Below are 25,642 nucleotides of genomic sequence, written 5' to 3'. Positions count from 1 at the left end.
TCGGCAGCGATAGCTTTCGTTAACCGCAATCACAATCAGGCTTTTATTAGCCGAGTATTAATTGTATTAAGTTTATTAACCGCCGCGTTTGGTCTATTTACGCTGCTGGCTTCTAATCCTTTTTCGCGTTTGTTTCCTGTACCTTTGCATGGACGCGATTTGCATCCGATGTTACAGGACGTGGGTCTTATTTTTCACCCGCCATTATTGTATTTAGGTTACGTTGGCTTTTCGGGGGCATTTGCCTTTGCCGTTGCAGCGTTAACTATGCCTGATATTAATATCCCGTGGTCGCAGTGGAGTCGGGCTTGGACGCTTGCTGCTTGGATCATGCTGACGGGTGGTGTCGCGCTGGGTTCTTGGTGGGCTTATTATGAACTGGGTTGGGGCGGCTGGTGGTTCTGGGATCCGGTTGAAAATGCCTCTTTACTACCTTGGTTAACGGGTACGGCGTTATTGCATTCACTGATCGCCAGTGAAAAGCGCCAAGCATTGATAAACTGGAGCTTGTTGCTGTCTATATTCACTTTTAGCTTAAGCTTACTCGGTACATTTGTAGTGCGTTCTGGGGTTTTAACTTCAGTGCATGCGTTTGCAGTCGATCCAACACGTGGTCTCGTGCTACTTGTTATTCTGGCTGTTTGTGTCGTGGTGCCATTGACTTTATTTATGTTGCAAAGCGGCAAGATAATACCGTTAAAGTTACACAGTATTGTGAGTCGAGAAGTGTTGTTTTTAATGCTTAATGGTTTATTGGTGGTGGCGACATTATCAGTATTGCTAGGGACTTTTTACCCGATGATTTTTCAAGTATTAAACCTAGCGAGTATTTCGGTGGGCGCACCTTTCTTTAATGCGGTATTTGTTCCTCTGGCTTTGCTCTGCTTTATGCTGATGTGTATTGCCCCTTTTATTCATTGGAAAAAGACGCATTTTAATGGCGTGAATATTAGGTTGATATTGGCGTGGGTTGCCTCTGTTTTCGTCGGTTCTGTCGCCAGTTATCTGTTTAATCACAGCTTATCAGTGTTTGTATTATTAGTGTTGATATTGTGCGTTGGTATCGTGATGTCATCTTTGTTCGCTGGCGTGACGCTCCGCCGTTCAGCCATGGCTGTCGCGCACATCGGTGTGGCGGTCACTGCTGTGGGTATCTTACTGGTCAGTTATAATTCCACAGAGGTGAGTGCTAAAATGAGTCCTGGTAGTTCAGTAGAGTTCGGTGATTTAACTATTACTTATGTGGATACTGAATGGCTGGTTGCGGCTAATTATACCGCGGAACAAGCAGTGATTGATATTGTTGATAAAGAAGGAGTTATTGTGCAATTGAAACCACAAAAACGTCATTATCCAGTGCGAGTGATGAATATGAGCGAGCCCGCTATTCATTCTAATTGGCTGCGTGATATCTACATCACCATGGGTGAGAAGATTGATCACAACGCTTATGCTATTCGAGTACAAAACAAAGCGTTTATTAATTGGTTATGGGCAGGCAGTGTAATGATGATGCTTGGTGGTATGTTGGCGATAGGGCAGCGTTATGCTAAATAACAAATTGAAGCTAGTACTGCCGAGCTTATTGGGTTTGCTATTTGTTGCTGTGATGATGGCTGCATTAATGTCTCAAAAAGGGCAAGTGACGCCTTCGGCTTTGGTAGGTAAACCGATCCCGGTTTTTACCGCCCGTAGTTTAACTTCGAATACTGAGTTAGTCGATAATAGTGTGCTACAGACGAACAATAAATTCACCTTGTTAAATGTTTGGGCTTCTTGGTGCGCGGTTTGTCAAAGTGAGCATGATTTTTTAATGCAGCTAGCGGTTAAAGATGAAGTGCGTATTATCGGCTTAAATTATCGTGATCAACGCGCTGCTGCCAATCAAGTATTAACCACGCTGGGCAATCCTTATGTGGCAACCATTTTTGATCATGATGGCAAGCTTGCATTAGATATCGGAGTTATTTCGACACCAGAAACGTACCTGTTAGATAATAAAGGTATCGTATTATTTCGTTATTCTGGCGCGCTAGATGAAGTGGTTTGGCAACATTACTTTAAGCCATTTATACAAAAACTATTAACGAAACAAGCAAAGTAAAGGGATAACATGCAACGATTATCAGCGTATATTTTCATGGTGGCGATGTTCACCATATTGCCTTTATCTGCACAACCACTAGCGAGTCATATTAGCGATTCGGGTGTTGAAGCAATGCAGTCGGTAGAGGTGTTTGCGTTTAACTCTGTTGATAAACAAAATCGGGCGATTTATTTGGCGCGCCAATTACGCTGCCCCCAATGTCAAAATCAAAATTTGATGGAGTCTAATTCCCCGATAGCCAAAGATTTACGTTTAGCGGTCTATTTGATGGTCAATAAAGGTGAAACTGATGCACAAGTGATTAATTTTATGACTAGCCGTTTTGGTGATGTGGTGTTGTATAAACCTAAATTTGAACCAAGAACCTATGTATTGTGGCTCGCACCGTTGTTTTTTGTCGGTGTATTTGGTTGGTTGGGGTATCGCCGAATCAACAGCGCTATGGTCCAGACTCGGCAGGCTGATTAGTTAGATAGCTCATGATTATTAAACTTTATTAGTGATTTTTTCGTGTGACGTCGCATAAAATATACTTCGCATTTACATTTTGTCTATATTTTCAACACACTTGATACATGTCATTTATCGATCTACTACTATTCCCTATGATACTCAATGGCAACAGCAGTGCAATATAGCAGTGCTTGTTAGATTAAGGATTTATCGTGGATACAACAAACAAACGCACTTCTAATACGACCCAAATTAGCCAGCTTATAGTGCCATACTTACCGTTGGCTTTAGTGTGCGTAATATTAGTCATCTTTGCCACACCGAGCTACGCTTTGTTTGTTAGCCCACCAAAAGATCCGATACCTTATATTGAACAAACCTTTCCTGATGCGACTGATATCTCAGAAAAAACCGGTGATCCTTTAGTTTGGACCGTACGAAAAAATGACCTTGTATTAGGGTATGCGTTTGAAACCAATGATGTCGCGCGTATACCGGCTTATTCTGGTGAACCAGTCAATATGCTGGTGGCGATCGATCCACAAGGCAATTACTTGACCGCGAAGGTATTGGAGCATCACGAACCGATTATCCTTGCTGGTATTCCAGAGCAAAAACTATGGAATTTCGCTGACCAATATACCGGACTCTCTGTGTTGGACCGCTTAAAAGTAGGCGGTAATAAAAGTGAAGGTTATGTTGCTATCGATGGTCTTTCTGGTGCGACAGTGACAGTGATGGTGATGAACGTTGGTATTACCAAAGCAGCCCATAAAGTTGCTGTGTCGTTAGGCATTATTGAACCAGACAACGGCATCATCCAACCAGCGTCGACGATTAAAGCAGACGTATTTAGCCCTGCTAATTGGTTAGATCTCACTGGCGATGGCTCGATTCGTAAGTTATACCTTAACCGTGCCACGGTTGATGAAAGCTTTGTTGGTACCGATGCTGAGCATGTTGATGAAGCCGCTGCATCAGAAAAACAAGATATGTTTGCAGAGATTTATTATACGCTTGCGGATGTGCCCTCTATTGGTAAAAACTTATTTAGTGAATCCGATTACCAATGGTTAATGGGCAAGTTAAAACCCAATGAGCACCTTGTCGCTGTGTTTGGTAATGGTTATTCATTTAAAGGTTCTGGTTATGTGCGCGGTGGTATCTTTGATCGTATCCAAGTGCATCAAAACAACAATGCTATCTCATTCCGCGATTTAGAGCATGAACGACTGACGGATATCTTTATTGAGGGCGCCCCTGCATTTTCAGAAATGTCAGTATTTAAAATTGCGACACACCATGAGTTTGACCCTGGCGCTGAATGGCAATTTGAGCTGTTAGTTCGACGTCAAACCGGACCGGTTGATAGTTTGTTTAATAGTTTTAAAGGTCAATACAGCATGTTAGAAAAATATGTTGATACGCCACCGGCGATTTATCCAGAGCCCGAATTGACGCTTACTCAACAAGTTTGGCAAGAGCGAAATCTAGAAGTGATCGTACTGATCCTGTTAATTGTGGTATTGGTATTGATTCTATTCTTTCAAGATGTGCTCGTTCGTCATCCTAAATTTATGCATAATTTACGTCACGGTTTTTTAGTAGTTACCGTGGTCTTTATTGGTTGGGCATGGTCTGGACAGCTTTCGATTGTTAATGTATTCACCTTTTTACATGCTTTAGCGAATGACTTTTCTTGGGACTTATTCTTACTTGACCCGATCATCTTTATTTTATGGTGTGCGGCTGCTGTCACTATGTTGTTATGGGGGCGAGCGGTTTATTGCGGTTGGTTATGTCCGTTTGGCGCGTTGCAAGAGCTGATCAATGTGTTTGGTCGTTTCATCAAATTACCACAAATCGAACTGCCTTATGCGGTGCATGAACGCTTATGGGCAATTAAATATCTTATCTTACTTGCCTTGTTTGGCATCTCATTAGATTCACTGGCACTTGCTGAGCAATTTGCCGAGATTGAACCGTTTAAAACCACCTTTTTATTGAAGTTTGATCGCGAGTGGCCATTTGTTGCTTGGGCAAGTTTGTTACTGCTCATTAATCTTGTCAATCGTAAGACATTTTGCCGTTACTTATGTCCGTTGGGCGCGGCACTGTCTGTGAGCAGTAATATGCGCTTATTTAGCTGGCTTAAACGCCGTCCAGATTGTGGTCAGCCATGTAAAACATGTGCAAAAGAATGTGAGATCCAAGCCATCCAACCTGACGGTGTTATTAATATGCGCGAATGTCATTACTGCTTAGATTGTCAAATTACCTACTTTAATGATCAGAAATGTCCACCACTTAAAAAGCAAGCACGCAAACTGAAAAAATTCCAAGAGCAAGCCATAGAGGTAACCAATACCTAGCAATGTATAGCGAATACCTAACAATATATAAGCAAGACTCAACAATAAATAAGTAATACTCAACACTCAACGATACATAAATAGTACTGACTAGATTGATAATATGGAGATTAATAATGACTGATAAAAAAAATAATATTGAAGAAATTAAAGATGTCACAATCGAAAATTCGGAGCGTCGTAGCTTTTTTGGTAAAACGGCCGTTTTAGGCGCAGGCGCGGTATTAGCACCTATGTCTGCCGCAATGTTCTCGTCTGTCGCGCAAGCAAAACGTGTGGAGTATGAAAATAGCCCAGTGGTTCATCCCGGTGAACTTGATGAGTACTATGGTTTCTGGAGTGGTGGTCACTCCGGTGAAGTTCGTATTATGGGCTTGCCTTCTATGCGCGAACTGATGCGTATTCCGGTATTTAATATCGATAGCGCCACAGGTTGGGGTTTAACCAACGAAAGTAAACGCATCAAAGGTGATAGTGCGCACCTTTTAGCGGGTGACTCTCATCATCCGCACATGAGTATGACGGATGGCCGTTATAACGGTAAATATGTATTTATTAACGACAAAGCTAACTCACGTGTTGCGCGTATCCGTTGTGATGTAATGAAAGCAGACAAGATGCTGACAGTGCCAAACGTACAAGCGATTCATGGTTTACGTGTGCAAAAAGTACCTTATACAAAATATGTGATCTGCAATAGTGAGTTTGAAATTCCGATGAACAATGATGGTAAAGCATCATTGGAAGACGTCAGTACTTATCGTTCGCTATTCAATGTTATTGATGCTGAATCAATGGAAATGGCGTTCCAAGTCATGGTTGACGGTAACTTAGATAATACCGATGCTGATTTCGACGGCAAGTATTTTGCTTCAACCTGTTACAACTCAGAAATGGGCATGAACTTAGGTGAAATGCTCGCCGCTGAACGTGATCATGTTGTGGTATTTAACCTAGCGCGCTGTGAAGCTGCGCTTAAAGCGGGTAAATTCAAAACTTATAATGGTAATGATGTACCTGTACTTGATGGGCGTAAAGGTTCTGAACTTACCCGTTATATCCCAGTGCCTAAGTCACCACATGGCATGAATACCTCGCCAAATGGTAAGTACTTTGTTGCCAACGGTAAATTATCACCAACGGTGTCGATTATTGCGATTGATAAACTTGATGCCCTGTTTGACGACAAGATCAAACCTCGTGATACGGTGGTTGCAGAACCAGAATTAGGTTTAGGTCCACTACATACTGCATTTGATAACCGTGGTTATGCTTACACAACCTTGTTCCTAGATAGCCAAATCGCGAAATGGGATGTTGAAGAAGCGATCCGTGCGTACAACGGTGAGAAAGTTAATTACCTTAAGCAAAAGCTCGACGTGCATTATCAACCAGGCCACAACCATACATCACAAGGTGAAACCCGTGATGCTGATGGTAAATGGCTTGTATCATTATGTAAATTCTCGAAAGATAGATTCTTACCAGTGGGACCGCTACGCCCAGAAAATGATCAGTTAATTGATATCTCAGGCGATGAAATGAAGCTGGTACATGATGGTCCTACGTTTGCAGAACCGCATGACTGCATCATTGTGCATCGCAGCAAAGTGAAACCTAAAAAATTATGGACACGTGATGATCCTATTTTTGCTGACACTATTGCGATGGCAAAAGCAGATGGTGTTGATGTGATGGCAGAGAATAAAGTTATTCGTGATGGTAAAAAAGTGCGTGTGTATATGACTTCTGTTGCACCGACTTTTGGCATTAACGAGTTTAAGGTGAAGCTCGGTGATGAAGTGACATTTGTCGTGACTAACCTAGATATGGTTGAAGATGTAACACATGGTTTCTGTTTGACTAATCATGGTGTGCAAATGGAGATCGGCCCACAAGCGACAGCATCAGTTACTTTTGTTGCCGATAAGCCCGGTGTGCAATGGTATTACTGTAATTGGTTCTGCCATGCCCTACACATGGAAATGCGTGGTCGTATGTTGGTTGAAACTTAGTCGTTAATTTTATTAAAGTTTAATCGCTAGGTTAGTTAAGAAGTCGAGGGTGATGAGTATGGATTGTCCTCGACTTTATTTTTATTCCATATTGTAGCTTTATGCTGTCGAGAGTATGAATGATAAAACCATTATTACTTTTTATATTTGTAACATTTACTACGAGCTTCTCTAGTGCAAGCTGGGCCAAAGACATCTTTGTTGCTGCCTCGGATGATTTACAAACAGCATTCGACTTAGCGCTTGATGGTGATGTTGTGGCCATTTCGGCAGGGAAATATAAAGGTAACTTTATTGTGCGCCGCGCTATTCGTGTTATTGGTGAAAAAGGTGTGGTTTTAAATGCCAATAACAGCGGGCATGGCTTAGAACTACAAAATTCTAATATTACCATCGAAAACCTAACGATAGTGAACTGGGGCAGAAACTTAACCACCCAAGACTCGGGGATCTATACAGATGTGGGGTCAACTAATTTAACTTTACGTAACAATGTATTAAAGGGTGATGGTTTTGGTATCTGGGTGCAAAAAAGTGACGGTGTATTGCTTGAGAATAATCATATAACGGGTAATTCAACATTACGCTCTGCAGACCGAGGTAATGGTATTCAGTTATCTATGGTTAAAAATGCGCTCGTCGAAGGTAATACTGTCAATGATACCCGGGATGGTTTATACATTATTTCTAGCCAACAAAATGTTTTAAAAAACAATACTATGCATGACTTACGTTATGGTATTCATTATATGTATTCGCATAACAATCAAGTGCTTAATAACTTTGCATATAATACCCGAGCTGGCTATGCACTGATGAGTTCACGTAATTTAATTGTGTCTGGCAATCGCACGGTTAATAGTGAAGATTACGGATTTTTAATGAATTTTATTACGTCTTCCGAAATTAGTTATAATCAAATTAAACAGGTTTGGACGAAAGCAGAAAACAAGGTGTTAGGGCGTGATGGTAAGGGGTTATTTATTTATAACTCGGCTTATAACAAGATCATGTATAACACCATTGATACTGCTGAAATTGGTGTACACCTTACTGCAGGCTCTGAAAATACCAAGGTCTATGGTAACAATTTCATTAATAACCCTGTACAAATTAAATATGTCTCGAATAAACAACAAGAGTGGAGCCTTGATGGTATCGGCAACTATTGGAGTAATTATTTAGGTTGGGACCTGAATAATGACGGTACCGGTGATACCGCGTTTGTGCCGAATGATGGTATTGATAAAATGGTTTGGCAATATCCAGAAGCAAAGGTGTTACTTGATAGTCCCGCTGTGTTGTTATTACGCTGGGTACAAAATCAATTTCCGGTACTTAAGCCCGGTGGCGTTAAAGATAGCTTTCCCTTGATGCAACCATTTCCTGTTGCATCAAATTCTCATTCTAAAAATAACGAGGTAGCATTAGCTTTATGACCTCTTCAATTGTATCTATTGAAAACGTGAGCAAGCAGTTTCAGGGACTCACAGCATTAAAAAATATTTCCTTACAACTCGCACCTGGAGAAGTACTCGGCCTGTTTGGCCATAATGGTGCAGGCAAAACAACCATGATGAAATTGATTCTGGGTGTGATGAATGCTTCACAAGGAGACGTCAAAGTATTTGGCACTGATCCTGGTTCTAAACAAGCTTGGCATGGTCGGCGTAAAATCGGTTACCTACCTGAAAATGTGAGCTTTTATGAGCATCTAACTGGTGCCGAAGTACTGCATTATTTTGCGCGTTTAAAATCGGTCAGTAAAATACAGGTGAGTGAGTTGTTAGCGCAGGTTGGGTTAACACATGCGATGCATCGTCCGGTGAAAACTTATTCTAAAGGCATGCGTCAGCGTCTTGGTTTGGCACAAGCATTTTTGGGTGAACCGAAATTATTGCTGTTAGATGAGCCGACAGTGGGGTTAGATCCCACTGCAACGCAAGAGTTTTACCAATCGGTAGATAAACTGAAAAGTAAGGGGGCGAGCATTATTTTATGTTCTCACGTATTACCGGGCGTCGAGCAACATATCGATCGCGCGATGATCCTTTCAGGCGGTGAAGCATTAATGATTGGAACTTTGAGTGAATTGCGTAATCGTGCTCATTTACCGGTATTGATTTCAACTAAAGGTATTACCGAACAGTTAATGACAGACCCATTATTGAGTCCATTACTGATTAAAGCTGATGTGTTATCCGTTTCGGAAACGCAAAAAATGACGGTGATCAAACAGGTTATGTCTTACTCAGGCGTGCAAGATATACACATCGAGCATGCGAGTTTGAATCAGCTATATCAGTATTATTTAGCTGGTGGCATTAACGACGTTGATGTAAAAAATGATGTTCAAGTTGATATCAATACTGTAGTTAATACTGGTGTAGGAGCGGCTCGCGTATGAATCAAATTTTAGCTGTGGCAATGAAGGAGTTTCAAGACGGATTACGCAATCGTTGGTTAATTTCGATTACCTTGATATTTGCCATTCTATCTTTAGGACTAAGCTATTATGGTGCGGCGGCATCTGGGCAGGTAGGCACGGTATCGTTATCATCGACCATTGCAAGTTTGTCTAGTTTAGCGGTATTTTTAATCCCTTTAATTGCGCTACTACTCAGTTATGACAGCTTTGTCGGTGAACAGGAGTCCGGTACGTTACTGCTGTTGTTAACTTATCCGATCAGCAAAATACAATTACTGTTGGGCAAGTTTGTCGGGCAGGGTTGTATTATTGCGTTAGCGACATTTATCGGCTTTGGTAGCGCAGCATTACTGTTAGGCAGTCAGTCTAGTTTTGCTGAGGTACTGCCTGCTTTTGGATTATTTATCTTAACCGCAACCTTGCTTGGTTGGTCTTTTATCAGCATTGCCTATGTGATTAGCATTGCTGTTAATGAAAAATCAAAAGCCGCCGGTTTAGCGTTACTTACCTGGTTTTTCTTTGTATTGGTTTTTGATTTGGCACTGTTAGCGTTACTTGTTGGTGTTGACTCCGGTTTTACTCAACAAGGTTTGGTGAATACCATGATGTTTAACCCTGCGGATATATTTAGGTTAACCAACCTTGCTGCTTTAGATGTAACGGATGTGAATGGTGTTTTAGCGGTTGCTATCAATAGTAGTCAGTCTGTTAGTTCTTTAATTGTGCTTATGCTGGCGTGGATAGTCACTCCTTTATTGCTAGCAAGTGTCCTGTTTAATAGAAAGTCGCTTTGATTTACATTGGTTTTTGCATTGAATTAGAAGGATAGAAATAATGAATAATAAATGGAAAGTATTTTCACTTGCTACTGTGTTTATGTTACTTGTTGGTTGTAGTGAAGATACCAGTAAGCAAGAAATGGTACGTCAAGCGGTCGCTATTGAGCAGGCTGATGAATGTCATTTATGTGGCATGATTATCAGCAATTTCCCAGGGCCTAAAGGAGAGCATTTCAGCAGTAACACTGAGAGTATTAATAAGTTTTGCTCTACTCGTGATCTATTTAGTTTCATCCTACAACCAGAAAATAAACGTCAGGTGAAAGAGGTATTTGTTCATGATATGAGTAAAACACCTTGGGCAACACCGGGTGATGAACATTTTATTGATGCGCGTACGGCGTGGTTTGTCATTGGTTCGAGCCAAAAAGGCGCTATGGGTAAAACACTGGGTAGTTTTAGTAGTAAGGTGGATGCGGGGGTATTTATTGAGGAATTCGGTGGTCAGTTGTATGCTTTTGATGACATTACTATCGACATACTTTAGATACGCGATTAGTGAACTAAAAAACGAATAATGATGTTAAAAGAGAAAGAAATACACTCAGGTATTTCTTTCTCTCTTTCTCTCTTTCTATCGTTTAATTATAAATTATGACTTTTAGTGGTTTTATTCGCCGCCTTTTCTAGCACTAAAATGAGTGCAATAGCAGCAAGCATCGCCACAATCGCATAAGCTAATAATGCTGGCTGCCCGGTGATGTCTTCGAAGCTAAATGGTGAGAGATTACGCTCTAGTAGTGGCACTTCTAGGCCACTTGAATCTGTACGCCACGTTAGTGTTTCTTTCCACGGCCATACTTTACCCAGGGTACCTATCATTAGACCGGTTAAAAACGTCAGTGTGATATCACGGTAGTGTCTCAGTACCCATGTTAATACGTGTGAGAATGTTAGAAGACCAATAGCACAGCCCGCTGCAAACGTTGTTAGTGTCACCACGTCGATAGACTTAGCAGCAGCCAGAATCGGTGCATACATACCCAACATCAGTAAGATGAAGCTACCTGAAATACCCGGTAAGATCATTGCGCAAATCGCAATTGAGCCAGCAAGTAGGATATTGATTGAAGTTGGCTCAAGGTTCAGAGGTTGCAGTACGGTTATACTATAAGAAAAAGCAATACCGACGAGCAACGCAATAAAGCGGCTGACATTCCAATGCTCAATCTGCTTAAACATGTGGTTTACCGAGATAATGATTAAACCGAAGAAGAAAGACCACAGTGGAATAGGGTGAGTATGCAACATCCAAGTAATAACACGCGCTAGCGTAAAGATGCTGGTCAGGATTCCAGCCAATAATACGATCAAGAATGTACCATTGATGTACTCAAAAGCCGCTTTTAACCCATCTTTTCTGATGATACCGATAAGGCGTGGTGTAATACGACTAATACTGCCTAACAGAGTATCGTAAATTCCGGTGATAAAGGCTATTGTACCGCCTGATACGCCAGGCACTACATCTGCTGCACCCATTGCCATACCTTTTAAAAAGATAGAAACTTTACTCATGATTCTCCGTACACTTTATTGATTGATGGCATATTTGCCAGCATTATAAACTGTTTTAGTCAAAAAAATGTCAAAACAGCAGATCCTTTTTTGAATTTACTCTAAATTACATTAAGTTGGATATCTTAAAAATAGAGTTAAACATCAATTTAGGTGCTTATTGGCAATGCCAACTTGAATCATTAATTAAGTGTTTACCATCAAGGGTCACACTTATTCTTGTTGTTTATGCTTAGTTGTGATCGCAACTAAATATTTAATATTATTGTATTTTAAATGCCATCTTCTTAACCTAATCTCGGATCCGTTATCATTACAATCAAAGGATTTGATGTGAATATACTGACAAAAACAATAACCACGACTTGCTTCACTTGCATGATGAGTGCGTCAGCGCTTGCTGACAGTGATATCTACCTTACGAATAACTCTAACCAAACGATGTCGATTCAGGTCAACCATACTGGTTCAGACTTACTTGAAGAAGGTTCGGAGTGGCAGCAACACGCACAGACACTTAAACCTTGGGAAACCAAAATGGTATTAAGTTTTAACCGTTGGGAAGGGATTAAATCGGGCGAAAACTATCAATTTGAGACACTGGTTAGCAATGACAACGGCGAGTCGCTGTCTTTGTTACAACAGGTGAAAGGTTATTGGTATAAGTCGTCACTTGAACATGGTGCCAGCGCCAACGATGTTGCGTTGAACTGGGCTGATGATCGTGAGACTTACCGTTATCAATCGCAATATAATAGTCACAGCAGTAGTACTGAGATCGCCTTTAAAGCCAGTGCTACGGCACGCTATGATGATATTCATTACAGTATCAGCCCACAGCAAATTGATGAACTGCCTATCAATGATGCCGATACTCTTAAAGTGATGTCATACAACGTCTGGGCGCTGCCTGTTATTGCATCGCACATTGGTGAGCGTTTTCAGGAGATACCAAAACACTTGAAAGGCTATGATGTCCTTATGCTGCAGGAAGTCTTTGCCTCTGGCCGGGACGCGTTCTTACGAGACCTTGCCAAAGAATACCCATATCAAACCAAGATGTTAGATCAATCGGGTGTAAATATTTACGATGGTGGTGTTACGATTGTCAGTCGCTATCCAATTGTTAACGAAGGACAATATGTTTATCCGGACTGTTCAGGTACGGATTGCTTTGCAGACAAAGGGGTTAACTACGCGGAAGTAATCAAAAATGGTAAGGCGTATCATGTATTCGCTACGCACACAGCATCGTTTGATACCGATACCGCTCGTGATTACCGTCAACGTCAATTCCGCCAGATCCGTGACTTTGCTCATGCACAGAATATTCCAGTAACGGATACGGTTGTTTATGGTGGCGATTTTAATGTGAACAAGCGTAAGTTCCCAACCGATTATCAACAGATGTTTGTTAATCTTAGCGCAGATGAACCGCAATACGCAGGTTATACCGAGTCAACGTTTGACCCGCGTATTAATGCCTTTGCCGGAAGTGCGTTATCGGGTGGTGAGAATATCGAATATCTCGATTATATAGTTACCAGTAATGAATTTGCGCAACGCAATGACAACATAAACACAGTTAAAGTACCGCGTACTACAGTTGCTAGTTTATGGAAACATTGGAATCTATCTGATCATTTCCCCGTTAAAGCGGAGATCCATTAATGCGGGCACCGTTAATTTTGGTAAGCGTTGCCTTTATCGGCAGCGTTTATCTCTTCATCACGAATGAAAATGAACTGAACTCAGTTGAAAATGAGCAAGCGATACCTAAAGCTCCTCATTTAACGGCGCAACCGACAGCCACCACATCAAGTCAAGTTAAGGATAAAGCGCCAGTTAACAAGGTTATATCTGAGCAAGAGACGTTATTGCAACAAGCTGAAGGGCAGGTGCTAATGACGGCTTTAACGTCTTTTTGGCAACAATGTCTTCAACAACGTACTTGTGATGAAATGCTTGCTCAACAGCAGTTAATACTTGATGAACATCGTTATCAGTTGTTAGTTCATTTTCCTGAACATCAGCAGGAGGAACAACGTTTGATGGGCGAATCATTAATCAGTCAGGACGCGACTCTGGCAGATAAAATTGCCAACGTTAACACTATCCGCGAGCAGGTATGGGGTGACGATGCCAAGCTATTGTTTGCAGAACAAGATGCTTATTATAATTACCGTCTATCGATAGCAGACCCGAACAATTTGCTTAGCCAAACTCAGAATTCGGATGATTTTATGCACCAATACAGTGTTATGTTAGCAGAGTGGGGCGATGACTTGGCCACCTTTGGGCTAGACTCTGATAACGCAAAGTACGAAGAAGCAGTGAAGTTAATACCCCCGTCTATGCCTGAGAATGAAGTCGCGCGTATTATGGAGCAACTAGCAAAGCAGTATTTAACCGCTAATACCCAGCAAGCTATTGCCAGTAGAGCAGAGCAAGTCGATAAGCAGCATCAGGATGTCTCTGATTATCAACAGGGTTTAAATGAACTTGAGGCAATACTTGCTAATGAACGCGCGACGTCAAAGCAAGCACTGAGTGATGAAGAGTGGCAAGTTTACAAAGCTGATCGCTTATATCAATATCGACTTGGTTTTTTTAGTCCATAGATAAAGATTTATATTGAAAGTTAACCTGCGTTGCAAACCGATGATCACTGTGGTTGCTACACGCAGGAAAACCGTCATCGGGTCAGCAGGTCATCACATTTCTTGTGTGTATTAAGTTAATCATTCAAATGGGTCATTTTTTGGCTTACCAGCAAATACCACCACGACCTTATCAGCACCTAACGTACGAGAAAACGCATAGCCGTTTTGTTGCTTAATTTCATCGTGGCGGCCTGCACCAATCGCGGGATGATCTTGTCTAAATTGCCCCAGTATTTGCCAGTGCTTGAGCAATTGTTGGCGATTAGCATCCAATGACCAAGCCATATCTGAACGCGTACCTTGGTGGAAATCATCGGCATAAGGACCAATATTTCTTGCGGTTTCATCACCATAATAAACTTGTACAGCGCCAGGACTTAGTAATAGTGCACTGGCTGCATTACGTTGCATTGCAAATGATTTAAATCGCCCAAAGAAAAGTTCCGTATCATGAGATGACATATAACTGACCGGATTAAAATCGGGTTCATCTTGGAGTGTATCGGCATAATCTTGGTAAGTATCGGCCATCTGGCTAAAGCAGGTTGCCCCTTGATCCATTTTTTTCTGCATATCAAAATTGATCAGAGCGTCAAAACCGTCATCATAATAAGGACTGCGATAAGCACTATGTCCCCATACTTCACCCATCATCCAAAATGGTTGACCTGTTTTATCATTCTCTTCACGCCAATCATTTAAGCTTTTTGTCGCCGCTTGTTTTAAGCGCATCCACACATCGCCCGACACGTGTTTTACCGTATCGATACGGTAGCCATCAATACCAAAACGTCTTACCCAGTCGGTCTGCCACTTAATCAGATAATCCGCTACGGTGTAATTGTCACGAGCAATTACACGGGTGCCTGGATTGTTTAACAGCCATTCTGGCGGGGTGACTGGCTTGGTCGATTCTGTAATAAAGTCGGGCAGGCCAGCTAATGACAGCGTGCGGTCGTTGGTGCCTGGTTTGGGATAATTTGGTAAATCTGTTCGAACCCAATCACCGCCCCACCATTGACTCCATTCAACATTGTTATAATCGATATTGTCATTGAAACTATGCCAACTTTGACCGGTACTTGGTTGCCAGTCGCTCCATTGTATAGGCCAATTCTCGGATGGATTAACCACCGGAATTTGATCTGCTTGTAGATCCGCTAAGGTTGCATAACCAGAGTGGTTTATAACGACATCGAGTAACACTTTGATACCGCGTTTATGCGCTTCGTCGACCAGCCGTTTAAGATCGTCTTCATTACCAAAGTTTTCATCTATTTTAGTAAAATCACGCGCCCAATAACCGTGGTAGCTATAAAATGGAAACGAACCTGCGTTACCACCACCGACAAACCCATGTACTTGTTCTACAATGGGTGACAGCCAAATTGCACTTGTTCCTAAGCTTTGGATATAATCAAGTTTCTCTATGACCCCTTTTAAATCGCCACCATGAAAGGTGCCAACCTCATCTTTACCGTCTTTACGACGACCATAGCTATTATCATTGCTGGTATCGGCATTATTAAAACGGTCAATCATGACAAAATAAATATTGGCGTTACGCCAGTTAAATTCAGCTTGTTGGAATTGTTCTTGGAGTGGTTCTAACAATATTAATCCGCCGCTATTAACGGCTGGCGTTAAGGTAACCTGTTGTTGACTAACGGTAACCACTTGCCCGCTTAATTTGTCTTTTAATTGAGTCCCATCTTTATAGGTATCGGCAAGATTAACAGTAACGTCACCGCCATTATAACTGTCACACTGAACTTGCGGAAGCGGGCGCTTGAATACCTTTTGAGTGGATTTTTTGGGCTGTCGTTTTATCAACAGTGTTTTCTTCTCGGCATCAAATTCAAAAGCATAATCACCATTAAATCTGATTTTAATCGGTAACTCAGTCGCAGAATCGCAATTCAACGCCAGTGGTTGATTAAACTTTACCTTTTGTTTTGTTTGCGTAACGCAGCTTCCTTCAATACCTGTTATTTTGAGGGTATAGCTTGCTTTGGTCAGTGGCACCACCAACGGCGATTGACTAGTAAGCGGGAAGTCTCGACTATTAGTACTCGTTGAGATAGTTAGATTGGGTGAAGCAAACAAGCTTGGGCAGGCAAGCATGAGTAGAAGGCTTATTTTATTGAGTTTCATCTTCAGACCTGAATTATTCCATTAATTGATATCATAATAAAACGGAATGATTACTCAGACATCATCCTAGCAAACTACGCCCCAAATAGTTAACTAGATCAAAGTTTTAGTACAATAGGGTGGAGAGTGTGAGAAAGAAAATAACGGCTGGGCAAGATGCTAGCACTTATTGAAAAATGGACTCTATTCTTGAACTAATGAATTAATTGGATTCCACCGTCCTGATTTCACTTTATAAGAGCTACCATATACTCTCCAAGCAAACCCAAAAACTTTTTCAGAAGTCTGTAAGTATTAATAGCCTCATTTATATATTGGTCATGAAGCTTATGATATTGCGCTTTGTCATAATGTTGGGGGGACCAAACTTTATTACCCACATCCGTTATGGCGACAGTCTGCTGAGCTTCTTTCGCCTTTTCGATACCTTGTTCAAGGCCTATGCGGAAAAGAACCCAAACAAAATTACCATTAGTTTTATCAATTGTGATCTTATGTGTGCCTGACTGCCATATATAATCTTGAGAATAACCTTTTTGGTCGATGATAAGCACAGAGGTAAAAATTCCCTAGTCTGGCATATGAACTTTAAAACCTTTTGAGGCATCTACTAAAGCAGCTGAGTATAGAGTGTCACGATTCATTCGAATTGTTGGCATAACACCAGCAGGAGTTAACTGAGTTAAATGGAATAACTTGTTCATCGCATCTTTTTTCTTCCATTTCAAAAAATTATATTCAGCTTCCACGTCCGTGTAGTTTGCTTCAGTAACTGGAATTGTATTTTTATACTCATATTCATATTCATATCCATATCCATATCCATCAATAGCTACGCCTGCATAACCTAAATTACAAAAGGTTAACCCAGTCAAGCAGATAGCATTAGTAGTTAATTTATATTTCATATTTTATCTCCTCAATATCTGGAAGCTGATAGGTCTCATCAAAATGTTCATTCTATATCCTCGCTATGATTTAATAGCCTTGTTAGCTGCCTTATCTCTCACTCAACCAACTGGACGTCGTTTAGGATAAATGATTTGTCTAGGATCGCGTCTGTGGGCCCATAGAACCGAAACAGCACGTAAGGGGTCTTGCCCCCGGTAGATATCCAATTATTCTCATATCCCTTGGGCGCTCTGGGGCCGAAGTACAAATCCACGCTGCCGTCGGCATTCTGTTTCATATCATCGAGATCGAAAGACGAGAGTCCTGGCTTCGCTTCAGGCGTATAAATGAAGGCCCAGGTCGCCATATCATAGACTGTCAGAGACCAGAACTTGTCGACGGGCACATCCTTAGGCACTGTCAGCTTGTACGTTTTTCCGGCCTGAAGCACGTTGCCGTCCCCGTCCAGTGGCGTATCGATATACATGGTGGCAGGACGTTCGGCGACCTTGGCTGGAAAGTAGATGACGTTGAACCAGTTACGGATTGCCCGATTGTCATAATCGAGTATTCCCTCCGTATCCCAACTGAATCCTCCGTCGGGGTCAGTGTAGAAGACGTCCCGCCACGTGCGCTTTGCTCCCCATACCATCTCGCCCGGTACGCCAGCGATGTAGCCCTCTCTCATGTAGTAGTAGGCGTCGATCGCTGCCCGACGGAAAATCTCTTTCGTTTTTGCGTCTGGGCTGTAAGGTTTACCTTTCTCAATACCAATCGTCTTGAGCAATCCCATCATGAACTTGTCGCGCTCGCGGATAGGCCCTGCATTGATGATCTCCTGAAGATCCTCAAACCACCGCTCATCGTAACGCGGCAAGGTTGACCACTGCGTGTCGATTGGGTCCACGAATTTCGTTGGCTCTGGATTCGGCAGCTCTGACAGGTAGTACATCTTGATTTTCTTGGATAACGCGTAGGCGTCCTCAGGCTTGCCATTGGCCAGCGGTATGGATCGAAAGGCGAAGTCAAGGATATAGCTGGGGCTATTCACTACCGCGTAGCCAGTAGGCACGTCACCGGTATAGTCGGGGGGGAGCAGTAAAATCTTATTGCCTTTGCCTTTGTCGAGGCCAATTGGTCCGATATCGGCAATTGTGATAAACCAGTCGTCGGCAACCTGTCCGAACAAGATAGCCTTGTCTGTCGCCTTTGGCACCTCAAGCACTACAGGCCCTTTGCGCAGGTCCGTGGTCGATGTCACGTAGGGAGATGTGTTGTTGGGCGTCAGTGTCTCCAGCAGTGGCTTGGCACCGGCGGACCAGGCACAAACGACGTTATCCCCCGCGCCAATTTCAATCGAAGCCCGACGCATACCGTATTTTATCATGGCTGGCATCGACCAGATTACCGCCTCGAATGCGCGTTGGTAGGTGACTTGTTCGGAGAAGTTCTCTACGGATGGCTTAGAACCTATCGGTGGCTGACCTCCGCGTGGTTCCGACGGCATCTCAGTTGCCTGCACTGAGGTTGCTATGTTGACCGCAATGACCGCGGTTAAGACTACACTGGCTACCTGCGTTGCCTTCATTGCGAATCTCCTAAGTTCAGGGATGCTATTGTTGGTGCAGTTACCAGCTTATGATACCTACATCTGTATAAGTACTTTTTTAAAATGCTGTAAAATTAAATAAAAAATATTAAGTTGTTTTTACACTCAATGCATTAATTGGTTAATGGTAGTCTTGATTTAAGCATTTTGTTCCGAGGCATTGAGACTTTTATTTATAGGAGCCTCTATAAATAAATTGATGGAGAACAGAAACTATATATTTCAATACATTATATTTTTACAAAAGTTGAAACGGAGACTATTAGAATGAGCTCATTATTATGGCAATTGAATGCCAGAATAATAGTGCTCATAGAAAGTAGGGTATCGAGCAATCGCGGATTGCTATCAAGCAAGAGGGTAACTACGACAAAAGATATCAAAATAGCCGTACGATTGGCGTAAACTAAGCGTGATAATTAAAGCTTATTGAACTGTTCAAGCCATTCAATGAAAGAGTTCGATATTTTTGTGACGGTACGCAGACCATGGTCAAAAAACCATACCGGACTATCTTTTTGCGCACTGACACAATCCTCAAGTTTGAAACAAAACATGTTTCCCTTACAATCAGATGCAAACAAAATATGCCCCTTTGGCATACCACTCATTTCATAGAGTTGAGAGAGTGAAAATATATCGTCTAGGCTTAAGAAATCTTGTACTTCAGAAATGTCGGAATTTAAGTCACAAATCTTAGTTAATACATTGGGTGTGTGAACCAAACCATAAGTAGATATTAAATATTTATATGCATCGGGTAAAAAACCATTTAATTTTGATTCAAGTTCTGCAATGGCCTGACTATTTATTGGCACCATGGCATTTTTACTTCCCCAGTTTGTTACAAATTGATCAATGCTATTCATTTGAAATACTCCAATACCGCTAATAGCTTAGTATCACGCTTTGCGATAAAAACGTTTAAATTTTTGAATAAATGCAAGATACACATGATAAGCAGATGATTCAATTCTTTGCGGTTTTTAATTGCACGGTTATTCGTTGGCCACTTCTACTTAGAATGTAATCACTTATAGTTTTTCTGACTTCTATATTTCAAGGTTATTTATATATACATCTGTTTTAAATATATATTTTATAGTTAGTGGTTCTAGCAGGTATAAAATAAGCTAGACTTTAGTCGTATATTATTTATTCGTAAATATTTAAATGCGCGCTGATAGGTCAAGGAATGAGCATGAATGACGTGAGAAAAATGGTGGCAACACACAGTCAATTTAAGCATTTTATTTTTGCACTTTTACTTATCAGTATTGCCATTTTACTGCAGGCATGGCCATTGAAAAATATAGGTCAAGACATCACTTGGTTTACTTTTTATCTAGCCGTAATTATTGCAATACTCTTTGGTGGGATATCTGCGGGTTTGATCGCAACTTTACTGACATTTCTAACACTGGTTTTTCTCTGGCCACTTTTTGCAACGTACTCGTTAATGAATAATGTTTTCGATGTGTTGGAAATGTTTGTTTTTGTCATAGTCTGTAGTTATATATCTTATCTTCATGGTATGGTTCAGCGCACTAAATTGCAGTTAGAAGAAGTACAATTAATACATCAATCTGAAGTTCAGCGGCATCAATTCATTACCAAAATAATTGATTCTATGCCTAATATGATAGGTTATTGGGATCAAGAGTTACGTTGCCAATTTGCGAATAAAGCTTTTAGTGAGTGGTTCACTCTAGATCCCAAAGATCTTATTGGGGTCTCATTTAAGGAATTAGCTGGTGAGCAGTTATACCGTTTGAATAAGCGCTATATTCAAAATGCCTTAGCGGGAGAAGTACAGAGTTTTGAGCGGACACTAAAAAAAACGAATGGCAGTATTAGTAATATCCTCGCACATTATATCCCCGATGTTGATATTGATGGTGTTGTTAAAGGTTTTTCAATTCAATCAAGCGAAGTTACGCATCTAAAAGAAACTGAAGCGCAGCTAAAATTAGCCGCTTGTGTGTTTGATAGCACCGTTGATGGCATTTTGATAACCGATATCAACGGTATTATTTTGTCAGTTAATCCTGCTTTTAGTCATATAACGGGTTATACAGCAGATGAAGCCATCGGTCTGACGCCTCGTATTCTTAAATCTTACCGTCAAAGTCAAGATTTCTATCCATTGATGTGGGAAAGTATTATCACACAGGGACGGTGGTCTGGCGAAATATGGAATCGCAGAAAAAGTGGCGATCTTTTTTTATCGCGGCTGAACATTAGCATGGTTAAAAATGAGGAAGGTAGGCCGTTGCGATATATCTCGGTATTTAGCGATGCCACTGACCTATGGAACAAAGATGAGCATCTTAAGCATTTAGCCTTTTATGATGCATTAACCGATTTACCAAACCGAATGTTATTGATGGAACGTTTGGATCAAAAAATAATTAATTGTGAACGTCAGCAGCGTAGTTTATCGGTGATGTTTCTTGACCTTAATGGGTTCAAATTGATTAATGATACATATGGTCACAATGTTGGAGATGAGTTGCTTAAAGTGATATCGAAGAGGCTGTTGGAATTAGTTCGCCATTCAGATATCGTAGCCCGCTTAGGGGGCGATGAATTTATTTTCGTTCTCGATAACCCTAAAGGTAAGGATGAAATATTGGCTGCTGCAAAGCGTATCATCAACTCGATTAATGAGCCGATTAAAGTATATGATTATGCATTGCAAATAGGCTCATCGATTGGGATTTCGATGTTCCCGGATGATGCTGTTACATCTATAGAGTTAATTAAAAAAGCGGACAAAGCTATGTATATATCAAAAGCATCGGCTTTAAATCCCATTCATTTTTTCGTGCCTGAATGTGATGAAATAAATTAAAGAATAAGCGTTGTAAACCGTTGCATTAATTACTATTAGGATGAAATATACTTATGGCTGAGTTATTTAAAGACGTTTATTGTCCGGCATTTTATCATCAATTATCGGGAGTTTTAAGCAAGGTATTGCCTGATTTTGACTCTGTTGAATTTAACCACATGATCTTTAATGAATACTTTGCTGATTATGAACTTAAGCAACGGATGCTGCATACTGCAGAAGTACTTCACCACTTCATGCCACAAGATTTTAGCGCCGCAGTAGACTGTCTGAAACGTATTATTCAAGAACTACGCGAGCAGGGAATTCAAGAGCAAAGTATTGAGTATATGTGTCTGCCTGCTTATATTGAAATGTATGGGCTGGAAGATTATGACAGTGCTGTAGACGGCTTTGAATATGTGACTCAATACACCAGTTGTGAATTTGCCGTTAGACCTTTCCTCATCCGTTATTCAACACAGATGTTAGCGCAGATGCAAGCATGGACTCGTCACGAAAGTCGACACGTTCGTCGCTTAGCCAGTGAAGGTTCACGGCCCCGATTACCTTGGGCAATGGCGCTGCCTGAATTAAAGCATGATCCCACGCCTCTGTTACCGATTTTAACCGCATTAAAACTGGATGATTGTGAAGTTGTCAGGCGCAGTGTCGCCAATAACTTAAATGACATAGCCAAAGATAACAGTGACGTTGTAGTGCAGATCGCAACGCTGTGGTTAGGCAACAACGAACTGACTGACAAATTAGTCAAACATGGGTGCCGGACATTACTCAAGCAAGCCGAGCCAAAGATCATGGCGCTGTTTGGTTTTAAACAAAACCAGATAGAACTCACCGCAATGGCGATCACCACGCCTGTTGTGAAAGTAGGGGACAAGCTTAGCTTTAACTTCACGATTGAAAATGCCACTAATAACCCTCAAAAATTACGTTTGGAATATGGCCTGTATTATCGTAAAAAGAACGGAACTTTGGCGCGAAAAGTATTTAAAATCAGTGAACGTATGATTGCCTCGAATACGCAAGAACAGATAAACCGCCAGCAAAGCTTTAAAGTGATTAGTACCCGTGTATTTCATTTAGGCATACATAAATTAGCCATTATTATTAATGGCCAAGAATGCAGTGTTAGTCCAGAACAAGAGGCGCTATATAGTTTTGAATTAATGGCGTGATAGATAGTTTTGAATTAATGCATGATAGATAATTGGCAGCTTTATTCAGTGACGTGTTAGGTTAAACTCACTGAACGACTACAGTCTGCTACTATCAATAAGAGGTTTCATAAGGAGAAATTCAATGAGCTATAACCATATATTAGTTGCTGTTGATTTAACTAAATCCAGTGAAATAGTGATTGGTAAAGCGGTCTTATTAGCAAAAGAGGCGAATGCTAAACTTTCATTTATTTATGTTGATCCCCATCATTTGAGCATTTCAGTGCCAGGGCGTGCTTCTTTGTTAGCTATGCCTGAAGTTGATAGCGGAAAAGAGAAGGAAGAGCTGTGCGCATTAGTCGATCAGCTTGATTACCCGGTAGAAAACACGCTGGTTGTAATCGGTGATTTGGAGGTGAAATTAACAACAGCAATCAATCAATTAGATGCTGATCTATTAGTTTGTGGCCACCATCATGATTTCTGGAGTCGTTTATTATCTTCAGTTCGAAAACTGGCAAACACCGTCAACACAGACTTATTAATTGTTTATCTTGAAAAATAATAAGACAGTTAATTTGGCTATCATTAAGAGGCGAATACCTCTGCGCATCACCCATGTCATGGTTAATGGAGTGAGGGGAACTGCTCGATCCTCCCCTTACTTCCCCGACTAAACCTACTGGGTATTGCTATCGGATAGACCAATAACATTAAGCCTAAATAGTCCTTTTTCCACCTAGCCACTTTCAAACCGAATGCGTATAACCTCGAATTTACTATACTCCAGCTAATGTTGACGTTATTTTTTAACCCCCTATTAACAGGGCTTAATTATTTGGGAAGATTATGGATATCATCACCGTTAAAGGCTTTGTTTCCTTTACCCTCGCTATTATTTTATTATTTATTGGTAAGCACGCGACCATAAAATCAGAGTTATTACGAAAATACAGCATTCCAGAGCCCGTTATTGGTGGTTTTCTCTGTGCTGCTGTTGTGGCACTGTTGTATTACCTGTTTAAGATAGAAGTTCATTTCGATTTAGAAGTGCGTGATATTCTGCTTTTATACTTTTTCGCCGGTATCGGCTTAAATGCTGATTTCAAAAGTTTAATATCAGGTGGTAAACCTTTACTTGTTTTAACTGGCCTTGCCGTCACTTATATTATTTTACAAAATGTATTAGGTATTAGTGTTGCGACTGCGTTTGGTTTAGATCCTTTATTGGGTTTAATGTCTGGTTCTATTTCATTAATTGGCGGGGTAGGTACCACCGTTGCTTGGGCTCCAATTTATGAAGAAATGGGTATATCGGGTGCCTCTGAGATTGGTATTGCTAGTAATACCATCGGTTTAATATTAGCCTGTTTGATGGGGGGGCCTATTGCAAATTATTTAATTAAGCGCCACCAGTTAACCCCCAGTAATGACTCACATTTAGAGATTGGTATTAGTCATAAAGAACACATTAAACTCGATCACTTTTCTGTGCTACATGCTTGGTTACTTTTAAATGTCAGCTTAATTATTGGCTACTTAATAGACATGGCCATTGCACAAACCGGCTTACAACTGCCTTTATTTGTTTCATGCTTAATTGCAGGTATCTGTATTGGTAATTTTAAGGCTATGGTCTTAAAGCGCAAAACTAACGAAGGCACGCAACAAGGCTTAAGCTTAATATCTGATATCTGTTTAGGTATGTTTTTAACCATGGCATTAATGGGTTTACAGCTTTGGCAATTACAAAGTGCGATTGCTTATCTTAGCTCTGTAATGCTACTGCAGGCTTTATCATCTGTTCTGTTTACTGTCTTCATCGTGTACCGCTTTATGGGCAAAGATTATGAAGCAGCCGTTATTAGCTCTGGTTTTGGTGGTATTACTCTTGGTTCAACCGCCACTGCAATTGTTAATATGACTGCGGTTACCCAGCAGTATGGCGCAGCCCACCGAGCATTTATTGTCGTGCCGTTAGTCTGTGGTTTCTTTATCGATTTAGCAAATGCACTGATTATTAATTGGTTTGTTGGCTTTCATGGCTAATCGTCGGTTAATCGCTATATGTCTGCACTGCCAATACAAAATTAAGTATTGGCAGTGCATTCGACCTCATTTTGACAACAAATAAGTTAGAACGGATACTTCAAGAAAATGAGTCCAAAACACATGACAAATCTGCGATATGATTTTAGTTCGGGTATTGAGAGTGAACATGCAGAGGAGTGGTTAAAAGCAAGCAAACCTGTATTCACAGAGCAAATTATAATGATGGTGACATAAAAAACTTGCATCTCGATTACATTTAAATTACATTGTCGCCACTAAATCGAGCTCCTCGATTATTTTGTTTTTATATGGACTTTAAAAGACAGTGATACAAATCATTAATCACACATTTCGTATTTCCCTTCCGTACTTCTGATCTCTGATTAGCGCGAGCGCTTTACAGGCTTGCCTAAAATTTAGCATTTTCTATCTGTTGCCCTGCGCAGCTTACTTGTTCGCTTGTCTAGACTCTTTTTAAAAATGATTAAATCGTTTTTAGCGTGATTTAGCATTCGAATATGCATTAT

21 protein-coding genes are annotated in these 25,642 nt (G+C 41.0%); 15 read left to right on the top strand and 6 right to left on the bottom strand.

Annotated features, from left to right (window positions below; translation table 11 throughout):
* From QNK26_RS09635 to QNK26_RS09595, 9 genes are all read left to right on the top strand, one after another.
* Nucleotides 1-1,557: heme lyase CcmF/NrfE family subunit (locus tag QNK26_RS09635; protein WP_319222516.1), on the top strand; the 1,557-nt coding region annotated here is incomplete at its 5' end.
* Nucleotides 1,547-2,104: a DsbE family thiol:disulfide interchange protein gene (locus QNK26_RS09630; protein ID WP_319222515.1), complete on the top strand. Its 558-nt coding sequence runs from the start codon at nt 1,547-1,549 to the stop codon at nt 2,102-2,104. The genes QNK26_RS09635 and QNK26_RS09630, both read left to right, overlap by 11 nt.
* Before the next feature lie 9 nt (nt 2,105-2,113).
* Nucleotides 2,114-2,575, top strand: coding sequence for a cytochrome c-type biogenesis protein (locus QNK26_RS09625; RefSeq protein ID WP_319222514.1), 462 nt, complete (start codon nt 2,114-2,116; stop codon nt 2,573-2,575).
* Nucleotides 2,576-2,826: 251 nt separating this feature from the next.
* On the top strand, nt 2,827-4,932 hold the full coding sequence (gene nosR / locus QNK26_RS09620; RefSeq protein WP_319222519.1) for a transcriptional regulator NosR: 2,106 nt from the start codon (nt 2,827-2,829) through the stop codon (nt 4,930-4,932).
* Between the two features lie 116 nt (nt 4,933-5,048).
* Nucleotides 5,049-6,947, top strand: a complete 1,899-nt coding sequence (gene nosZ / locus QNK26_RS09615; protein ID WP_319222512.1) for a TAT-dependent nitrous-oxide reductase — start codon at nt 5,049-5,051, stop codon at nt 6,945-6,947.
* Between the two features lie 119 nt (nt 6,948-7,066).
* Nucleotides 7,067-8,386 (top strand): nitrous oxide reductase family maturation protein NosD, encoded by a 1,320-nt coding sequence (locus QNK26_RS09610; RefSeq protein WP_319222510.1) that lies wholly within the window; start codon nt 7,067-7,069, stop codon nt 8,384-8,386.
* Nucleotides 8,383-9,354 carry an ABC transporter ATP-binding protein gene (locus tag QNK26_RS09605; protein ID WP_319222508.1) on the top strand — a complete coding sequence of 324 codons (972 nt, stop codon included), beginning with the start codon at nt 8,383-8,385 and terminating at the stop codon, nt 9,352-9,354. Before QNK26_RS09610 ends, QNK26_RS09605 begins: the two co-directional genes overlap by 4 nt.
* A complete protein-coding gene (locus tag QNK26_RS09600) occupies nt 9,351-10,169 on the top strand; it encodes an ABC transporter permease (RefSeq protein WP_319222506.1) in 819 nt (272 codons plus the stop codon). Before QNK26_RS09605 ends, QNK26_RS09600 begins: the two co-directional genes overlap by 4 nt.
* A gap of 37 nt (nt 10,170-10,206) precedes the next feature.
* Complete coding sequence (locus QNK26_RS09595; RefSeq protein ID WP_413816356.1) at nt 10,207-10,701, top strand: nitrous oxide reductase accessory protein NosL; 495 nt, start codon at nt 10,207-10,209, stop codon at nt 10,699-10,701.
* Nucleotides 10,702-10,799: 98 nt separating this feature from the next.
* On the opposite strand, the gene QNK26_RS09590 is transcribed toward QNK26_RS09595, so the two are convergent.
* Nucleotides 10,800-11,732 carry a DUF368 domain-containing protein gene (locus QNK26_RS09590; protein WP_319222504.1) on the bottom strand — a complete coding sequence of 311 codons (933 nt, stop codon included), beginning with the start codon at nt 11,730-11,732 and terminating at the stop codon, nt 10,800-10,802.
* Nucleotides 11,733-12,065: 333 nt separating this feature from the next.
* On the opposite strand from QNK26_RS09590, the gene QNK26_RS09585 reads away from it, so the two are divergent.
* Nucleotides 12,066-13,403 (top strand): sphingomyelin phosphodiesterase, encoded by a 1,338-nt coding sequence (locus tag QNK26_RS09585; RefSeq protein WP_319222503.1) that lies wholly within the window; start codon nt 12,066-12,068, stop codon nt 13,401-13,403.
* Nucleotides 13,403-14,353 (top strand): chromosome segregation ATPase, encoded by a 951-nt coding sequence (locus tag QNK26_RS09580; RefSeq protein WP_319222502.1) that lies wholly within the window; start codon nt 13,403-13,405, stop codon nt 14,351-14,353. The genes QNK26_RS09585 and QNK26_RS09580 overlap by 1 nt, the downstream gene beginning before the upstream one ends.
* A gap of 120 nt (nt 14,354-14,473) precedes the next feature.
* Here QNK26_RS09580 and QNK26_RS09575 read toward each other — a convergent pair whose 3' ends face one another.
* From QNK26_RS09575 to QNK26_RS09555, 5 genes are all read right to left on the bottom strand, one after another.
* Entirely contained in the window at nt 14,474-16,549 is a 2,076-nt protein-coding gene (locus QNK26_RS09575) for an alpha-amylase (protein ID WP_319222500.1), read from the bottom strand.
* A 227-nt stretch (nt 16,550-16,776) separates the two neighbouring features.
* Entirely contained in the window at nt 16,777-17,103 is a 327-nt protein-coding gene (locus QNK26_RS09570) for a hypothetical protein (RefSeq protein WP_319222498.1), read from the bottom strand.
* 15 nt (nt 17,104-17,118) lie between these two features.
* Entirely contained in the window at nt 17,119-17,457 is a 339-nt protein-coding gene (locus QNK26_RS09565; protein WP_319222497.1) for a hypothetical protein, read from the bottom strand.
* Nucleotides 17,458-17,555: 98 nt separating this feature from the next.
* Nucleotides 17,556-19,028, bottom strand: a complete 1,473-nt coding sequence (locus QNK26_RS09560; protein WP_319222496.1) for a DUF1254 domain-containing protein — start codon at nt 19,026-19,028, stop codon at nt 17,556-17,558.
* Nucleotides 19,029-19,468: 440 nt separating this feature from the next.
* Complete coding sequence (locus QNK26_RS09555) at nt 19,469-19,918, bottom strand: SMI1/KNR4 family protein (protein ID WP_319222494.1); 450 nt, start codon at nt 19,916-19,918, stop codon at nt 19,469-19,471.
* A gap of 350 nt (nt 19,919-20,268) precedes the next feature.
* On the opposite strand from QNK26_RS09555, the gene QNK26_RS09550 reads away from it, so the two are divergent.
* From QNK26_RS09550 to gltS, 4 genes are all read left to right on the top strand, one after another.
* Complete coding sequence (locus QNK26_RS09550; RefSeq protein WP_319222518.1) at nt 20,269-21,903, top strand: sensor domain-containing diguanylate cyclase; 1,635 nt, start codon at nt 20,269-20,271, stop codon at nt 21,901-21,903.
* Nucleotides 21,904-21,956: 53 nt separating this feature from the next.
* Nucleotides 21,957-23,081 carry a DNA alkylation repair protein gene (locus QNK26_RS09545; protein WP_319222493.1) on the top strand — a complete coding sequence of 375 codons (1,125 nt, stop codon included), beginning with the start codon at nt 21,957-21,959 and terminating at the stop codon, nt 23,079-23,081.
* A gap of 124 nt (nt 23,082-23,205) precedes the next feature.
* On the top strand, nt 23,206-23,628 hold the full coding sequence (locus QNK26_RS09540; RefSeq protein WP_319222492.1) for a universal stress protein: 423 nt from the start codon (nt 23,206-23,208) through the stop codon (nt 23,626-23,628).
* A 284-nt stretch (nt 23,629-23,912) separates the two neighbouring features.
* On the top strand, nt 23,913-25,112 hold the full coding sequence (gltS, locus tag QNK26_RS09535; protein ID WP_319222491.1) for a sodium/glutamate symporter: 1,200 nt from the start codon (nt 23,913-23,915) through the stop codon (nt 25,110-25,112).
* The last annotated feature ends 530 nt before the right edge of the window (nt 25,113-25,642 follow it).

Origin of the sequence: Moritella sp. (genome assembly GCF_033791185.1) — a bacterium.
Classification (GTDB): domain Bacteria; phylum Pseudomonadota; class Gammaproteobacteria; order Enterobacterales; family Moritellaceae; genus Moritella.
This window is presented reverse-complemented; position numbering and strand designations above follow the sequence as displayed.

Bases quoted from the DNA above. Each gene is read 5' to 3' on its own strand.
- QNK26_RS09580 (WP_319222502.1), top strand. From the start codon at position 13,403: ATGCGGGCACCGTTAATTTTGGTAAGCGTTGCCTTTATCGGCAGCGTT.
- QNK26_RS09605 (WP_319222508.1), top strand. From the start codon at position 8,383: ATGACCTCTTCAATTGTATCTATTGAAAACGTGAGCAAGCAGTTTCAG.
- QNK26_RS09630 (WP_319222515.1), top strand. From the start codon at position 1,547: ATGCTAAATAACAAATTGAAGCTAGTACTGCCGAGCTTATTGGGTTTG.
- gltS (WP_319222491.1), top strand. From the start codon at position 23,913: ATGGATATCATCACCGTTAAAGGCTTTGTTTCCTTTACCCTCGCTATT.
- QNK26_RS09625 (WP_319222514.1), top strand. From the start codon at position 2,114: ATGCAACGATTATCAGCGTATATTTTCATGGTGGCGATGTTCACCATA.
- QNK26_RS09590 (WP_319222504.1), bottom strand. From the start codon at position 11,732: ATGAGTAAAGTTTCTATCTTTTTAAAAGGTATGGCAATGGGTGCAGCA.
- QNK26_RS09565 (WP_319222497.1), bottom strand. From the start codon at position 17,457: ATGAAATATAAATTAACTACTAATGCTATCTGCTTGACTGGGTTAACC.
- QNK26_RS09555 (WP_319222494.1), bottom strand. From the start codon at position 19,918: ATGAATAGCATTGATCAATTTGTAACAAACTGGGGAAGTAAAAATGCC.
- QNK26_RS09545 (WP_319222493.1), top strand. From the start codon at position 21,957: ATGGCTGAGTTATTTAAAGACGTTTATTGTCCGGCATTTTATCATCAA.
- QNK26_RS09550 (WP_319222518.1), top strand. From the start codon at position 20,269: ATGGTGGCAACACACAGTCAATTTAAGCATTTTATTTTTGCACTTTTA.
- QNK26_RS09575 (WP_319222500.1), bottom strand. From the start codon at position 16,549: ATGAAACTCAATAAAATAAGCCTTCTACTCATGCTTGCCTGCCCAAGC.
- QNK26_RS09560 (WP_319222496.1), bottom strand. From the start codon at position 19,028: ATGAAGGCAACGCAGGTAGCCAGTGTAGTCTTAACCGCGGTCATTGCG.
- nosZ (WP_319222512.1), top strand. From the start codon at position 5,049: ATGACTGATAAAAAAAATAATATTGAAGAAATTAAAGATGTCACAATC.
- QNK26_RS09610 (WP_319222510.1), top strand. From the start codon at position 7,067: ATGATAAAACCATTATTACTTTTTATATTTGTAACATTTACTACGAGC.
- QNK26_RS09600 (WP_319222506.1), top strand. From the start codon at position 9,351: ATGAATCAAATTTTAGCTGTGGCAATGAAGGAGTTTCAAGACGGATTA.
- QNK26_RS09540 (WP_319222492.1), top strand. From the start codon at position 23,206: ATGAGCTATAACCATATATTAGTTGCTGTTGATTTAACTAAATCCAGT.